The following is a 15,824-nucleotide window of genomic DNA, read 5'->3' on the forward strand; positions in this document are numbered from 1 at the left end:
GGCCCCCCCCCCCCCCCCCCCCCACCCCCCCCCGCCCCCCGCCGCCCCCCCCCCCCGCGCCCCGGCCGCGGGGGGGGGGCGGGGCCCGGGGGGGGGGGGGCGCCCCCCCCCCGCCAACGGGAGGGCCCGTGACAGCGGGAGGCCCTGTGCCGGCCGGAGTGTGAAATCCGGCCAGGGGGACCAGAGGGACCAGGGGAACCAGGGGGCCGGAGCCTGCCGACCGGGACGGGCGGACGGCGCCCGCTGGATGTTCCTGCCTGCCCGGTGCTACTGGGACGAGGTGGGCGGGTGCGGGGACCGGAGCACGAGCAGGGTGATCTCGCTGGGGGCGAAGACGCGGAACGGCGGGCCCCAGAAGCCGGTGCCACGGCTGGTGTAGAGGAGGGTGCGGGTGCCGTGGTGGCTGAGACCGGCGACGGCGGGCTGGTCGATGCGGACCAGGTGGTGGAAGGGCCAGATCTGACCGCCGTGCGTGTGACCGGAGAGCTGGAGGTCGATACCGGCGGCCGCCGCCCGGTCGATGAACTTCGGCTGGTGTGCCAGGAGCAGGACGGGGAGGTCGGGGTCGGCGCCGGTCAGGGCTCCGGCGAGGTGGGCGCGGTGGCCCGCCAGGCCGGAGGACTCGGCGGTGACGTCGTCCACGCCGGCGACCACGAGGGTGTCGCCTCCGCGTTCGAGCAGCAGATGGCGGTTGCGCAGCGGCTCCCAGCCCAGCTCGTCCATCAGGTCGACCCAGCCCTGGGCCTCGCTGTAGTACTCGTGGTTGCCGGTGACGTAGACACGGGCCCGGGTGGCCCGCACGGTACCGAGCGGGACGGCCTGGGCGCGGCGGCGTTCGGCCGTGCCGTCCGCGATGTCGCCGGTGTGGCAGACCAGGTCGGCTTCCAGGGTGTTCACCGTCGCGCACACCCGTTCCGACCAGCCGGCGCGATCGAGCGGGCCGTAGTGGGTGTCGGTGATGAGGACGACACGCGTGCCGTCCAGCCCGGCGCCCAGCCGCGGGAGCTGCACGTCGAGCCGGCGCACGCGTGGCACGCGGCGGGCCTCGGCGTACCCCCAGGCGAGCAGTACGACGGTGACGCCGAGGACCGCCCAAGTGACGATGCGGGCCCGGTCCTGGCTCTCGCCGACGCCGGCCACGGTCAGGACGAGCCGCAACAGGACGCCGAGCAGGACGGACCAGGTGAACAGAACCCAGCTCGAACCCAGCAGGGTGTCACCGACGATCGCCAACCGGTCCTGCTGACGCCGGCCGTGGCCGCGCACCATCGCGAGCGGCATACCGACGAGACCGACGACGAACAGACCGGTGCCGACCGGCGTGACGGGCAGCGGCCAGTGCTGGCCGGTGTACAGGAGCACCCAGCAGGGCACGGCCCACAGCAGGACGGGGGCGATCAGGGGGAGGTAGCGCATCAGGCGGTGCAGTCGGCTCTGCCGCGGCTCTTGCGCCGCACTGTCGGCGGGTCGGGTGTCGCTGGTGTCGGTCACGCTGCCCCTCTCTGACCAGGCGGCCATCCCGCGCACTGTATCCGGTCGCCCTGGGGCGGCCGGAGGGGCGTTCACCAGGCCGTGAAAGGGGTTGCTCCCATGTCGGGTCGCCTGGAGGTCGACGAAGCCCCCAGGCAACCGACTTCAGGCTCTAGAAGAAGCCCAGCTTCTTCGGGGAGTAGGACACCAGGAGGTTCTTCGTCTGCTGGTAGTGGTCCAGCATCATCTTGTGGTTCTCGCGCCCGATACCGGACTGCTTGTATCCGCCGAAGGCGGCGTGTGCCGGATACGCGTGGTAGCAGTTCGTCCAGACGCGGCCGGCCTGGATGGAACGGCCCGCCCGGTAGGCGGTGTTGATGTCCCGCGTCCACACGCCGGCGCCGAGCCCGTACAGCGTGTCGTTCGCGATCTTGATGGCGTCGTCGAAGTCGTCGAACGACGTCACCGAGACGACCGGACCGAAGATCTCCTCCTGGAAGATCCGCATCCGGTTGTCGCCCTCGAAGATCGTCGGCTGGACGTAGTAGCCGCCCTTCAACTCGCCGTCGTGCTCGATGCGTTCACCGCCGGTGAGGACCTTGGCGCCCTCCTGTCGGCCGATGTCCAGGTAGGAGAGGATCTTCTCCAACTGGTCGTTGGACGCCTGCGCGCCGATCATCGTGTCCGTGTCGAGCGGGTTGCCGGGCTTGATGAGCTCGGTGCGGGCGACCGCCGCCTCCATGAACTCGCCGTAGTTGCCGCGCTGGACGAGAGCACGCGAGGGGCACGTGCACACCTCGCCCTGGTTGAGCGCGAACATCGTGAAGCCTTCGAGCGCCTTGTCGCGGAAGTCGTCGTTCTGCGCCCACACGTCGTCGAAGAAGATGTTCGGCGACTTGCCGCCCAGCTCCAGTGTCACCGGCTTGATGTTCTCCGAGGCGTACTGCATGATCAGCCGCCCTGTGGTGGTCTCACCCGTGAACGCGACCTTCGCCACCCGCGGGCTGGACGCCAGCGGCTTGCCCGCTTCCACGCCGAAGCCGTTGACGATGTTCACCACACCCGGCGGGATCAGGTCCGCGATCAGGCTCATCCAGTAGTGGATGGACGCCGGCGTCTGCTCGGCCGGCTTGATGACGACCGCGTTGCCCGCCGCCAGGGCCGGAGCGAGCTTCCACACCGCCATCAGAATGGGGAAGTTCCACGGGATGATCTGCGCGACCACGCCGAGCGGCTCGTGGAAGTGGTACGCGACGGTGTCGTCGTCGACCTCGCTGAGCGCGCCCTCCTGAGCACGGATCGCCCCCGCGAAATAGCGGAAGTGGTCGATCGCGAGCGGGATGTCGGCCGCCAGCGTCTCGCGGACCGGCTTGCCGTTCTCCCAGGTCTCGGCGACCGCCAGCTTCTCCAGGTTCGACTCCATCCGGTCGGCGATCTTGAGCAGGATGTCGGCGCGGGCTGTCACAGAGGTGCGTCCCCAGGCGGGTGCCGCCGCGTGTGCCGCGTCCAGTGCGCGTTCCACGTCCTCGGCGGTGCCCCGCGCGACCTCGGTGAACGGCTGCCCGTTCAACGGGCTCGGGTTCTCGAAGTACTGTCCGCGAGCCGGCGCTACGTACTCCCCGCCGATGAAGTGGTCGTAACGCGCCTGGTAGGAGACGATCGCGCCCTCGGTGCCGGGCGCCGCGTAACGGGTCATGCTGGTTGCCTCCCGGAGAAGCGCTGCCCGCCGTTGGGCAGCTCTCGCCGCGAGGCTAGAAACCCGCACGTTGCAACGACGTTGCGCGGGCCGGGTGCCGGGTGCCGGGTGCCGGGAGCCGGGAGCCGGGAGCCAGGACTCGGGATCCGGGATCCCGGGAGCCGGGATCCGGGATCCGGGATCCGGGTGGGGCCGCGATCTTGACCGTGGCTGGGCCCGAGACCGGGACGCGGATCCGCCGCCCGCCTTGTGCCGTTCGGCCACGCAGGCGGGCCGCGCCCGCCTCGTCAGCGCGACCGCGGTCGCATCCGGCCGTCGCGCGTGGAGTGCGCCCAGCCCGCCGGTGCCGCCTGCTCGGACTCCAGCTCCGCCACGCGCGCGTGGACGGCCGCCGCCGGGCGCAGCGCCGACAGTGCCCGCCAGACGTCGAGATCGTCCTCGCCCCAGGGCGCACGGGCCCAGTCGGCCAGCAGGTCCGGGTCCCGGCGGGCGATGATCGCCGTACGCAGCCCGTCGGCGAGCCGTCGCCGCAGCCGCGTCACCGCCGGTGCCCTCGAACCCGGCAGCAGTGGCCCGGCGTAGACCGCCGCGGCCGCCGTCACCGCGCCGCTGCCGAGCCGCCGCTCCACCACCGCCACATCGGACTCGACCGGCCGGGTGAGCCGGTAGGGGCGCGAGCCCAGCAGCCCGGTACCGAGGATCCTGCGCAGCCGCGCCAGCTCGGCCCGCAGGGTCACCGGCGTCACCGACTCGTCCTCGTACAGCGCGCACTGCAATTCGTCGCCCGTCAGCCCCTCCGGATGCCGGGCCAGCAGCACGAGGATCTCGCTGTGTCTGCGGCTGAGCCTGATCTTCCTTCCGTCCGTGACCAGTTGGGCCTCGTCGCGCCCCAGGGCGGTCAGTTCGAGGGAGTCGGCCAGGGCCGGCGGTGGTGCGAGCAGGGCCAGGTGGGCCTCGGCGGCCCGCGCCACCGCCTGCACGAAGCCGAGGCTGTGCGGATGCGCGAGCCCGTCCCCGCCGGTGATGTCCACCGCGCCGAGGACCCGCCCGGTGCGCGGATCGTGCACGGGTGCCGCCGCACAGGTCCAGGGCTGCACACGCCGGATGAAGTGCTCGGCCGCGAACACCTGCACCGGACGGTCGACGGCCACCGCCGTACCCGGCGCGTTCGTCCCGACCGCGGCCTCCGACCACCGCGCGCCCGGTACGAAATTCATCCGCCCGGCCTGCCGCCGCGTCCCCGGATGGCCCTCGACCCACAGAAGCCGGCCCTGCGCGTCGCACACCGCCAGCAGATGCTTCCCGTCCGCCGCGAACGTCCCCATGAGCTCCCGGAACAGCGGCATCACCCGCGCGAGCGGATGCTCCGCCCGGTAGGAACCGAGTTCCCCGTCCGTGAGTTCCACCCTCGCGGTGCCCTCCGGAGCGACACCCGCCCGCGCCGAACGCCGCCACGACTCGGCGACCACGGCACGCACCGGCCTCGGCACCGTGCCCGCCTCGGTGAACGACTCGTACGCACGGCGCATCAGCCGAACCCGCTCGGCGGGATCGGCGCCCGGTTCCAGGGCCACCCAAGGATCGGTCAACTCGGCCTCCAGGAAGGCGATGCGACTGGGTCCCATCGTCACTCCCGGTGCGGGCCTGGACAACCCGTGTGACGCTCTCCTTCCGCTCGGCGTCCCGCAGAGTGCCCACTCGGTCCGGCCCGGTCCGCCGCGAGGCCGCCCCTGGTCAGGCGAAGTTGACGAGCCGGATGTAGCGCGTCCAGTCCCAGTTCGGCCCGGGATCCGTGTGATCGGTGCCCGGCACCTCGTAGTGACCGAGGATGTGGGCACGGTCCTTGGGGATCCCGTACCGGTCGCAGATCGAGGCGGTGAGCTTGGCGGACTCCTCGTAGAGCGCGTCGGTGAAGTAGGCGGGCCGGTCCACCCAGCCCTCGTGCTCGATACCGATGCTTCTGGTGTTGTAGTCCCAGTTCCCGGCGTGCCAGGCGACGTCGCGCTCTCTCACGCACTGGGCGACATGGCCGTCGGCCGAGCGCACGAGATAGTGCGCCGACACCTTCTTCTGCGGATTCTGGAAGATGGACAGGGTCGTGGCATACGTGGCCTGGGTGACGTGGATGACCACATAGTCGAGGTCATAGCTGTAGGGGCGGTCGGAAGCCGTGTAGTTGAGGCTGGTGGCCGGATTCCACTCGGCGTCCGGATAGTCGAAGGCCGCCGCCGGCTGCGCCGTCGCCTTGACGTCGGGGAGCAGCGCGTAGGGGAGGGCCGCGAGCGCCGCGCCTTTGAGCAGCCGCCGCCGGCTGGGGAACGACCGTGCTCGTTCCATGGAGAGTTGGCCTTTCGTCGGTGGGGGGTGGGGGCCGGGACTCCGCAGCCCGGAGCCGGGCAGGTCGACGCGGGTGCCGGGAACGGCGGAGTGCCGGCTCACTGTCTGTCGCGCGTGGAGCGCGCGTCAGCGCCGGAGTGCCGTGGCCGTCTCCCGCAGTCGGGCGTGCAGTCCGCGATGGGTCTCCCGCGCGGGCAGCCATTCCTTGCGCAACTTGGCGACGCACGTGTAGTTGGTGTCGCATACGTTCGCGACGGGAGACTCGACCGTCTGCGTCGCGAACTGGTACGCGTCCAGCTGGCTGAACCCGTAGTCGCGCACCAGCCACTGCACGAGGTCGAGCTGGGATATCCGGAAGGCGTCCTCCAGGGGGCGTGCCGAACCCGTCGAGATGATGTGGGTGTCGGACTCGATACGCGGCCACGGGGTGGCGACTCCCTTGAGCAGCTCGACGATCACCACCGTGTTCATCGCGCATTCGACCGCGACTCCACAGGTCTCGCCCTCACCCTGCCGAGCGTGCCCGTCGCCGAGGCTGAGCAGGGCGCCCTCGACGTTCACCCCGAGATAGCAGGTCACTCCGGCGCGCATCTCCGGCGTGTCCATGTTCCCGCCGTGCGCGTCGGGCACCAGGGCGGAGCGCACCTCCAGGTTCGCGGGCGCCACACCCACGGTGCCGTGCATCGGATCCATCGGCAGTTCGACCTGGATGTCGCTGTCCCGCGCGCTGAACAGCGCGGTCCGCCGCTCCCGGTCGAGCTGCCAGATCCACACGGTCTCCGGCAGCGGTGGCTGAAGCGACGCGGTGGTGTGCGTGGAGGTCAGGGCGCCGAAGAGGGGGACGGTCGTCGAGGCCGCCCAGTCACGGGCCGGCTCGATGGACACGAAGTGGACCGCGACCGTGTCACCCGGCTCCGCTCCCTCGACATGGAAGGGGCCGGTCTGCGGATTGAGGAACGGGAACTCGCACACCTCGGAGACCAAGTCCTTCTCGGAGCGCACCCGTCCGGCGAAGCAGTCCTCGGTGTAGAGATCGAGCACCGTGGCCGGCGCGATGCGTGCCACAGGGGGCGCTCCGCCGAACGTCCAGGCGAACTCGTCCGGCGTGGGGCGCACGGTCAGGATCCGGGGGTCGCTCATGACTGCACAACTCCGCTCTGCGAAGGGGCGGTGGTCGAGGTCTCGTCGAGGTGGACACGGGCGGTCTCGGCTATGCGCCCGGGGTGGCGGCGCAGCAGGAAGATCAATATCACGACACCGGCCGACATCCAGAGACCCACGACCGGTCCGGCGTACGACACGGGCGGGGTCAGCTCGGTCACGAAGTCGAAGACGGGCAGACCGGCGGCCGTCAGCAGGGCGGGAACGAAGGCGATGATGCCGAGCACCGGGAACACCAGGTGCCGCACCGGTTTGAGCAAGTCGCGTCTGCGGCGCAGGAAGTAGCCCGCGCAGGCGAGGTTGACCATGATGTACACGCCGATCACCACGGTGACGATCACGGTCGCGAGAAGCAGGAACGCGGTCACCGGGTCGTACGCGAGGCCGAGACCCAGCATGACCGCGACGCCGGCGGCGCACTGCACGGCCACACCGGCCACGGGGGAGCGGTGTCTGGGGTGCACGCGTGCGAAGAGCGCGGGAAAGACCCGGATCCGAGCCAGCGCGAAGGCCGTCCGCGTGGAGACGGTGGCGCACGCGTTGGCGTTGGCGATCGTCGAGTTGACCACCGCGAGGAACACGAGCACCCAGAACAGCCCGAACGAAGCGCGAGCCACCCCCTCCCACGAGGCGGCGCCGGAGGCCCCGAACCCCGCGAACCGGTCGGGGCCGAAGTACACCGACATGGCGTACGTCGTCAGGACGTAGACGAGACCGATGGCGAGCGCCGCGCCGAGGACGGCCCGGTGCATCGTGCGGCGCGGGTCCTTGGTCTCCTCCGCCAGCGGGGCCGCCGCCTCGAACCCGGCGAAGGCGAGCACCGTGTACACCGATCCCGCGAACACGCCGCTGATCCCCTCGTAGCCCTTGGCGGTGTGGGACGTCCCGAACACCGACAGCGTGTTGTCGCCGCCGGCCTTGGCGATCAGCCACACCGCGAAGACGAGGAAGACCAGCACCTCGAAGACGCCGAGGACGGTCCCGAAGCGGGCCGAGGCGCGTACTCCCAGGTAGCCGGCCGCGGCGATGACCGCCGCGCCCGCGAGCGACCAGGGCCACCAGAGGTCGCCCGGATACGAGGACCATTCCTGATGCAGCGTGCCGGCCGTGGTGAACCCGAGCTGGAGCAGGAGCAGGGGCGGCACCAGGGCTTCGACGAACACATAACCCCAGCCCACGAGGAATCCGACGGACGGGTGCAGCCCTTGCGCGGTGTAGGTGGCCACCGATCCCGCGGCGGGCATCTCGCGCGCCAGCTCGGCCACGCACGACGCGGTGAACAGACAGGCCACCAGGGCGATCAGCACGGACAGCGGCAGACTGCCGCCCGCGAACGCGGCTCCCGACGGGACGGACGCGGCGACCGCCGCCGCCGGCGCCATCGCCGTGATGCTCTGGAACAGGACCTCGCGCAGGCCGATCGCCTCACGCCGCAGACCCGGAACCGCCTCCTCCGACATCAGAATCCCCCCGATCCGACCGGAACACAGCCCTCGGCATGACGGCTGCGCCTCGCGTGAATTACGGTACGGCGCTTGCCTGTTGGGCAGGAAGAGCCAGGCGCGAGTCCGTGGACGAGCCGCCGAATGTGGACAACGCGATCACCCGCAAGAGGGAGCCCCTCGGCCGACGCCCGTGCTCAGACGGCCGGTGGCCCCGACGGCAGGCAGGGGTTCCGCCGACGACAAGCCGGTGTTCCGCCCGACGATCCGGTGGCCTGCCGCCTACGACCGGCCCGCCACCGCCGCCGGGTCGTCCAGCACCGCGCGCACCACCGAGTGCGCCGCACCGAGCAGCGGCCCCTCGGACCCCAGACGGGAAACGGACACGGGGCAGGCGGGACCCGCCGTGCGCCGTGCCAACTCGTCCTCGAGCGAAGGGAGCAGCCAGGGCGCCAGCCCGGCGAGGGCCCCGCCCAGCACGACCGTCTCCGGGTCCAAAAGGTTGACCGCCCCGGTCAGGGCGATGCCGAGCGCGGTGCCGGCGTCGCGCAGGGCACGGCGTACGTCCGGATCCCCGTCGGCGGCGTGCCGGGACAGCAGCCCGACCCGGTCCTCGCCCGGTCCGAGACCGGCGGCCCGCAGAACGGCCTCCTCGCCCGCGTACTGTTCGAGGCATCCGCGTCCGCCGCACGGGCACTCCGGCCCCTCCGGGCGCACCGGTACGTGCCCCAACTCGCCAGCGAAACCACGGGTCCCGCGCAAGAGCTGCCCGTCCACGAGCACCGCGGCACCGATGCCGATCTCCGCGGACACGTGCAGAAAGTCACGCGGGGTCGCCTCACCGAGCCAGAGCTCCGCGAGCGCGCCGAAGTTCGCTTCGTTGCCCACGGTCAAGGGCCACTCGGCGGGCAGCAGCTCACCGAGGTCCATGTCGTGCCAGTCGAGGTTCGGCGCCCGGACCACCGTCCGGGCGTCACGGGCCACGAGTCCGGGGACGGCGACGGCGAGGCCGGCCGGCCACAGTCCTTCACGGTCGGCTTCGGCGACGACCTGACGTATCAGCGTCGTCAGTTCCTGGACCACGGGCCCGGCCGCCCGGCCGCGGTTCGAGCCGTGCCGCACGGCATGGGCCCGCACGGTGCCGCGGAGATCGACCGCGCACACCGCGAGATGGTCGACGCCCACTTCGGCGCCGATCCCGGCGGGGCCGTGTCCGCTGACCGCGAGCGCCGAGCCCGGACGTCCCACTCTGCCGGGACGCTCGGGGCCCAGTTCTTCGAGCAGCCCCGTGCGGATCAGTTCGTCCACCAGAGTGGAGACGGCCGCCCGGGTCAGACCGATGTGGGAGGCGACGGCGGCACGCGACAGCGGTCCCTCGTCGCCGACGGTGTGCATCACCCGGGCGAGGTTGCGGCGGCGCATGCCCTGCTGGGTGTCGGGCAGTCGCCGGCCGGGACCGGTCGGATGGGCCTCGTGCAGCGGTGCGGTCATGCTTCCGTCAATCCTCGTCCGGCCGTCCCGGCGGCCTGTCTCGGTGCGGGTCCCCGTCCGGCAGGCCCGTGTCGTCCGGCGGTCCCGCGTCGAGCGGGGCAACCGGGCGGCCCCGGCCGGTACCGCTCACGCGGCAGGGACGCCAGGCCGAGAGCCGGTCACGCCGGGGCGGCACGCCTGATCCTGGTCAGTTCCTCTTCGGCTCCCGGTCGAGCAGCGGGGCCGCGTCGGAGAGTACCCCGGTGATCCGCGCGAGCGTCTCCTCGTCCCGCTCCATGGCCTCGAACACCGGCCCGCGGGCGGTGTCCCAGCGCCGCGCCACCGCCGCCGGGTCCTCGCCCGTCAGCAGGCCGGCCGCCTGGGCGGCGGCGCCGAGCGCGACCAGTTCCCTGGCCTCGGGCACCTGCACGGGCCGACCCGAGAGCCGGCGTACGGTCTGCTGCCAGGCCTTGCCCCGAGCCCCGCCGCCGATCAGGAGCAACGGCGCCGAACGGTCGGCGTCCGCGTCCAGTACCAGGTCGAGGGCGCCCAGCAGGGAGTGCACGGCGCCGTCGTATGCGGCTTGGAGGAGTTGTCCGCCCGTGGTGTCGTGCCTGAGTCCGTGCAGCAGTCCCGAGGCGTGCGGCAGGTTCGGTGTGCGCTCGCCGTCCAGATACGGGAGGAACGTCACCGAGGAGCCGGACTCGACTGCCTCTCGGTCGAGTCCGAGCAGCGCGGCGAACCGGTCGACGGCCAGCGTGCAGTTCAGCGTGCAGGCCAGCGGGAGCCAGTCGCCCCGCGCGTCCGCGAACCCCGCCACCGTGCCGGTCGGGTCGGCCGGGCGGTGCGTCGAGACGGCGTACACGGTCCCCGAGGTGCCGAGGCTGACCACCGGCGTGCCGGGGCGCAGCCCGAGGCCGAGCGCGGCCGCCGCGTTGTCACCGGTCCCGGCCGCGACCAGGGTGCCCCTGGAGAACGGCAGCTCACCCCTGGCGTGCACGGTCCCGGCCACCTCGCCCGGCCGGGCGACGCGGGGGAGCAGGGCGGGGTCGAGCCCGATGTGCGCGAGGACCTCCTCGTCGTACGCCTCGCTCCCGGAACTCCACCACCCGGTGCCCGAGGCGTCGCCGCGGTCGGTGGTGCCCTGCCCGGTGAGCCGTTCGGTGAGGTAGTCGTGGGGCAGCCGGACCGCCGCCGTCGCCCGGACGGCCTCGGGCTCGTGCTCGGCCAGCCAGGCCCACTTCGTGGCGGTGAAGGACGCGGCCGGCACGCTGCCGGTCCGCTCGGCCCAGGCCTTCGGGCCGCCGAGCTCCTCGACCAGCCGACGGGCCTGCGGCGCCGAGCGCACGTCGTTCCAGAGCAGTGCGGGGCGTACGGGCTCACCGTGGGCGTCGAGCGTCACGAGCCCGTGCTGCTGTCCCCCGATCGACACGGCGGCGGCCTCGTGCGCGGCGTCACCGCACTGGCGCAGCGCTTCACAGAGCGCGTCCCACCACTGGCGGGGGTCGCTCTCGCGGCCCTCCCCGGTGGAGACGGTGTGCGGCGCCTGGCCGCTCGCCACCACCTGCCCGGTCGACGCGTCGACGACCAGCGCCTTGGTGGACTGGGTGGACGAGTCCACCCCGATGACGAGCGGGCCCTCGGCTGCTGACATCGGACTCTCCCTCTTTCCGCGGTTCCGCGGGATCTGTGCTGGTCACGGGATTTGTGCTGGTCACAGGCGTGTCCGGACCGCCGCGGACCGGATCCCGCGGTTCGTCCCCGGACCGATGTGACCAGGTTTCCTACTTCGTCTCTTCCCAGAGATGCGTCCGCATACTAATTTGTAAACCGCCATGACGAAATAGTCGGAGCTAGCAAGGAGCCGCGGCATGAACTACCAGCCCACCCCCGATGACAGGTTCACCTTCGGCCTGTGGACCGTCGGCTGGCAGGGAAGGGACCCGTTCGGCGACGCCACCCGGCGCGCCCTGGACCCGGTCGAGTCCGTACAGCGCCTGGCGGAGCTCGGCGCCTACGGAGTGACCTTCCATGACGACGACCTGATCCCCTTCGGGTCCTCGGACAGTGAGCGCGAGTCGCACATCAAGCGCTTCAGGCAGACCCTGGACGCCACCGGCCTCAAAGTGCCGATGGCCACCACCAACCTGTTCACGCACCCCGTCTTCAAGGACGGCGCCTTCACCTCGAACGACCGTGACGTGCGTCGCTACGCGCTGCGCAAGACCGTCCGCAACATCGACCTGGCGGTCGAGCTCGGCGCCGAGACGTACGTCGCCTGGGGCGGCCGTGAGGGAGCCGAGTCCGGCGCCGCCAAGGACGTACGCGTCGCCCTCGACCGCATGAAGGAGGCCTTCGACCTCCTCGGCGAGTACGTGACCTCGCAGGGCTACGACCTGAAGTTCGCGATCGAGCCCAAGCCGAACGAGCCCCGCGGCGACATCCTGCTCCCCACCGTCGGCCACGCCCTCGCCTTCATCGAGCGCCTTGAGCGTCCGGAGCTGTACGGCGTCAACCCCGAGGTCGGCCACGAGCAGATGGCCGGACTGAACTTCACGCACGGCATCGCGCAGGCGCTGTGGGCGGGCAAGCTCTTCCACATCGACCTCAACGGCCAGTCCGGGATCAAGTACGACCAGGACCTGCGGTTCGGCGCGGGTGACCTGCGGTCCGCGTTCTGGCTGGTCGACCTCTTGGAGAGCGCCGGATACGCGGGCCCGAAGCACTTCGACTTCAAGCCGCCGCGGACCGAGGACTTCGACGGCGTCTGGGCCTCGGCCGAGGGCTGCATGCGCAACTACCTGCTCCTTCGCGAGCGTACGGCCGCGTTCCGTGCCGACCCCGAGGTCCAGGCGGCCCTGCACGCCTCGCGTCTGCACGAGCTCGCGATGCCCACCGCCGCGGACGGCCTTACGGGTCTGCTCGCCGACCGCGCGGCCTTCGAGGACTTCGACGTCGAAGCCGCGGCCGCTCGTGGCATGGCCTTCGAGCAGCTCGACCAGCTCGCGATGGACCACCTCCTGGGCGCGCGCGGCTGAGCGGAGCGCTCCTGTGGGAGCGGACCCGCCCCCGGCGGGTCCGTCCACCGCGGTGGCTGATCTTCGTGCGGAAATTCCCGGAATCATGCGATCCATGGCATGAGTCCGTATCAACTTCCGCACGGGGGTCGCGCGATGACCGGATTCGAGGCGACTCTTGGCGGTATGGCCATGCCGCCCGAACCGCCTCAGTCTCCGCGGTCGCAGGGAGACACACGCCCTCTTGAGGGCGACACCCGAAACCCGCGTTCGGGGAGCTACGGGCCTCCGTCATCGGGGGGTTACGGCCCACCGTCGACGGGTGGCTACAGCCCTCCGGCCTCCCCCGGCGTCTACGGGGCTCCTACCTCTGGCGGCTACAACCCACCCTCGTCGGGTGGCTACGGCCCTCCGCCGTCCGGTGGTTACGGTCCTCCACCGGACGGCTTCGGCCCACCTCCGGGAGGCGACGGGCCTCCTTCCGGGGACTACGGTTCGCCGGAACAAGGAGGCGGCCTGCCTCCCGGGCGCAGCGGCGGTGGATGGCCACCGCCTCCACCGCCCGGACCCCCGTCCGGGCCCGGCGGTCACCGCGGAGGACGGCGTCGCAACAGCCTGCTCCTCGTCATCGCGGTGATCGTCGGTGTCGGCGTCATCGTCGCCGTGGCGGTGGCGGCCATGGGCGGCGGGGGCAAAGGCAAGAAGTCCCCCAGCGAGAGCACCGAGAGCACCGGGCGGTCGCCGAGTCCCTCGCTGAGTCTCCCGTCCGGATTTCCGTCGCTCCCCTCAAGCCTGCCCAGTGTCGTGCCGTCGCTTCCCTCGGATCTGCCCACCGGGCTGGTCCCCAGCGACCTGCGATCCCTCTTCCCGTCCCTCGCGGACGACGATGTGCCCTACTACCTGCTCCGGAAGGGCGATTGTTTCGACGCGGACGACGCCCTGCCCGGACAGGCCGCCAAGCGCAAGTGCACCCAGCCGCACGACGCCGAGGTCGTGACGGTCTCCGAGCTCAATGGCACCTACACGACGGAGGCGGCCCTCAAGAAGGCCGCGTCCGCGCTGTGCGAGGCCCCGCTGCAGCGAAAGGCGGCGAACCAGGCGGCCGGCACGGTGAGCCAGACACTCGTGCAGTACCCGGACACCGGGAGCTACGTGACCGGCATCGACAAGGTCGCGTGCAGCCTGGCCGCGGACCTCGGTGAGGGCACCCACAAGCTCACCGGGCCGCTGAAATGAGCGGTACGCGTGCGTGGCCGTCGTCCATCGTCCACGCACGCGTACCGCACTGAGGGATTTCCGGGATCAGATCCCGCGCGGCAGTCGCACGTAGGTGACAGTCGTCTCGACACCGCTGTCCACGAGCCGCCCCTGCGCGTCGAAGGCACCCGTTCCGGCGGTCATCCCGAAGTCGTTGTCGTTGATGAGGGCGAGGGTGCCGTGGTCCACGCGCGCGACGCCCTCGATCTTGCCGGGCACCCCGGCGACGGTACCCAGGTCCACGACCAGACGCTTCGAGAGCACCGGAACGCCGGCCGACGCAGGGTCGTCCAACTGCTCGAGCGACGGCGACGTGGTGTCACTGTCGTACGGGCCGCCGAGGATGTTCGCGCTCCGCGTGAGCCGCACCGACTGCAGACGGGCCGCCTTGTCGGTGCGCTCCTCCACGAGCAGTCGGTCGCCGCCCACGGCCACCACGGAGGAGATCTTCAGCTCGGACGTGTCGTCCTCGCTCGGGTCGACCACGTTCACCGCGTCGAAGCGGTACGCGTACTCGGCGGTCACGGCCCGCTTCCCGGGCGAGAAGCGCAGCAGTCGCGTGGTGCGCGACGCGTTGCCCGCGTCCGCGTCCGGGAGCGAGAGGGGGCTCTGCAGCGCCATCACCAGATCACCGTCGGGGAGCTGGGCCAGCCCTTCGAGACCGCGGTTGGTCTTGCGGTGCAGCAGGACGGCGGGCAGCGCCTCGACGACCGGGTAGTCCGCGCCGGTCAGCTTGAGGCCCTTGGGGACATAGCGCGTGAGGACCTTCCCACGCGCGGAGACGTGGACCAGCGACGGGCTGTACTCGTCCACGAGCCAGAACGAGCCGTCCTTGGCCCGCACGATGCCCTCGGTGTCCAGGCCGTTCGCGTTGTACGGGGAGGGGGGTCTGGGCGTTGTAGGAGTACGGTGCCTCGTCGCGCCCCGCCTGGTTGGACAGGCCGGTGACCGCCTTCCCGGACGATGTGGTGATCGGGATCGAGTCGATCACCTTCACGGTGTCACCAGAGACCCGGATCTTCACGATCGCCGGGTCGAAGCCCGGAACCGGGAACGTCCGCCGCTTCGTGCCGTCCACCTTGATCTGACCGTTGGGCCCCCGGTCGGTGACCGTCCAGAACTCGCCCTTGCGCCCGGTCGGGTAGATGTCGCTGCCGATGCCGCCGAGATCGACACCACGGTCGTCGTCCACGGTGCCGGGCAGCAGCGCGTTGCTGAACGAGCCGAGCGGGATGTCCCCGAGGGTCGCGGTGCGCGTCACGCGCGGCTGCGCCGGTCCGGGCGTCGCGTCCGCGGTGCCGGCCAGCACGAATGCGGCCAGCATGGCGAGCGGCACGCCCAGGGCGACGGATCGGTGGATGTGCGGCTTGCCGGCGACATGCGGGGACATCAGGCCTCCTGGGTCACAAGTTCGTTGACAGCGGCCAGAGTTGGCCCCGGCGTCGAACGGTTTGCGACGCGAGGGTGAACGCCGTGCGTCAGACAGTCATCGGGTCCGCGTCTGTCGACGCGAAGGCGGTCTCAGGGTTGAGTAGGGGGTGCGCGTCAGGGACGTATCAGGGTCGCGGTCCGGAACCGTGGGACGCGGGGACCCGTTCTCAGGACAGAGAGCGGCAGCAGCCGCGGAGGAGGCGACACATGTCGAAGAACGCGAAGATCGCCGCAGGAGGTGTGGCGGTCGGCCTGATTCTGTGGATCTGGCTGCCCTGGTGGGCCGCCTTCCTGATCGTGCTGGGAGTTCCGGCGGCCGCGTATCTGGCGCTGGACCCCTCACAGCGGCGCAGGCTGCGCCGTGTCACCCGCAAGGAGCTCGGCCGCTGAGGAGTGACCGCCCGGCGGCGATCCGTCCGTCGGGCGTCCCTCCGCTCACCGCGGACGGTGAGCGGCGGGGCCCCCGTGACGAAAGCGCGGGGGCGCTCGATAGCCGGGTGAACGGGACTCCACCAGGGACGGGCGCACATCTCGGGGGGACCC

General features: G+C 71.5%; 11 protein-coding genes and 1 pseudogene. 3 read left to right on the forward strand and 9 right to left on the reverse strand.

What is annotated here, in order from left to right; all coding sequences use genetic code 11:
• Nucleotides 1-267: 267 nt before the first annotated feature.
• The 8 genes from ACFXGX_RS00250 to xylB form a co-directional block, all read right to left on the reverse strand.
• Entirely contained in the window at nt 268-1,491 is a 1,224-nt protein-coding gene (locus ACFXGX_RS00250; protein WP_384782954.1) for a metallophosphoesterase, read from the reverse strand.
• A 151-nt stretch (nt 1,492-1,642) separates the two neighbouring features.
• Complete coding sequence (adh, locus tag ACFXGX_RS00255) at nt 1,643-3,166, reverse strand: aldehyde dehydrogenase (RefSeq protein ID WP_384782956.1); 1,524 nt, start codon at nt 3,164-3,166, stop codon at nt 1,643-1,645.
• 287 nt (nt 3,167-3,453) lie between these two features.
• Nucleotides 3,454-4,791: a GAF domain-containing protein gene (locus ACFXGX_RS00260; RefSeq protein WP_384782959.1), complete on the reverse strand. Its 1,338-nt coding sequence runs from the start codon at nt 4,789-4,791 to the stop codon at nt 3,454-3,456.
• Nucleotides 4,792-4,900: 109 nt separating this feature from the next.
• Nucleotides 4,901-5,503, reverse strand: a complete 603-nt coding sequence (locus ACFXGX_RS00265; RefSeq protein WP_384782962.1) for an N-acetylmuramoyl-L-alanine amidase — start codon at nt 5,501-5,503, stop codon at nt 4,901-4,903.
• Between the two features lie 126 nt (nt 5,504-5,629).
• The gene (locus ACFXGX_RS00270) at nt 5,630-6,643 is read right to left on the reverse strand and encodes an acetamidase/formamidase family protein (RefSeq protein WP_384782965.1); all 1,014 of its coding nucleotides are present in this window, start codon (nt 6,641-6,643) and stop codon (nt 5,630-5,632) included.
• On the reverse strand, nt 6,640-8,124 hold the full coding sequence (locus ACFXGX_RS00275; RefSeq protein ID WP_384782968.1) for an APC family permease: 1,485 nt from the start codon (nt 8,122-8,124) through the stop codon (nt 6,640-6,642). The genes ACFXGX_RS00270 and ACFXGX_RS00275 overlap by 4 nt, the downstream gene beginning before the upstream one ends.
• A gap of 264 nt (nt 8,125-8,388) precedes the next feature.
• Nucleotides 8,389-9,597, reverse strand: a complete 1,209-nt coding sequence (locus ACFXGX_RS00280; protein WP_384782971.1) for an ROK family protein — start codon at nt 9,595-9,597, stop codon at nt 8,389-8,391.
• A gap of 187 nt (nt 9,598-9,784) precedes the next feature.
• A complete protein-coding gene (gene xylB, locus ACFXGX_RS00285; RefSeq protein ID WP_384782974.1) occupies nt 9,785-11,230 on the reverse strand; it encodes a xylulokinase in 1,446 nt (481 codons plus the stop codon).
• A 217-nt stretch (nt 11,231-11,447) separates the two neighbouring features.
• Here xylB and xylA point away from each other — a divergent pair, with 217 nt between their 5' ends.
• Nucleotides 11,448-12,614, forward strand: coding sequence for a xylose isomerase (gene xylA, locus ACFXGX_RS00290; RefSeq protein ID WP_384782977.1), 1,167 nt, complete (start codon nt 11,448-11,450; stop codon nt 12,612-12,614).
• Between the two features lie 612 nt (nt 12,615-13,226).
• A complete protein-coding gene (locus ACFXGX_RS00295) occupies nt 13,227-13,829 on the forward strand; it encodes a hypothetical protein (protein ID WP_384782979.1) in 603 nt (200 codons plus the stop codon).
• A 66-nt stretch (nt 13,830-13,895) separates the two neighbouring features.
• Here the strand turns inward: ACFXGX_RS00295 and ACFXGX_RS00300 are convergent.
• A pseudogene (locus ACFXGX_RS00300) lies at nt 13,896-15,240 on the reverse strand (esterase-like activity of phytase family protein).
• A gap of 248 nt (nt 15,241-15,488) precedes the next feature.
• Between ACFXGX_RS00300 and ACFXGX_RS00305 the strand changes: the two are divergent.
• A complete protein-coding gene (locus ACFXGX_RS00305; protein WP_103553378.1) occupies nt 15,489-15,671 on the forward strand; it encodes a hypothetical protein in 183 nt (60 codons plus the stop codon).
• The last annotated feature ends 153 nt before the right edge of the window (nt 15,672-15,824 follow it).

Origin of the sequence: Streptomyces sp. NPDC059371, assembly GCF_042751995.1 — a bacterium.
In the GTDB taxonomy this organism is placed as follows: Bacteria; Actinomycetota; Actinomycetes; order Streptomycetales; family Streptomycetaceae; genus Streptomyces.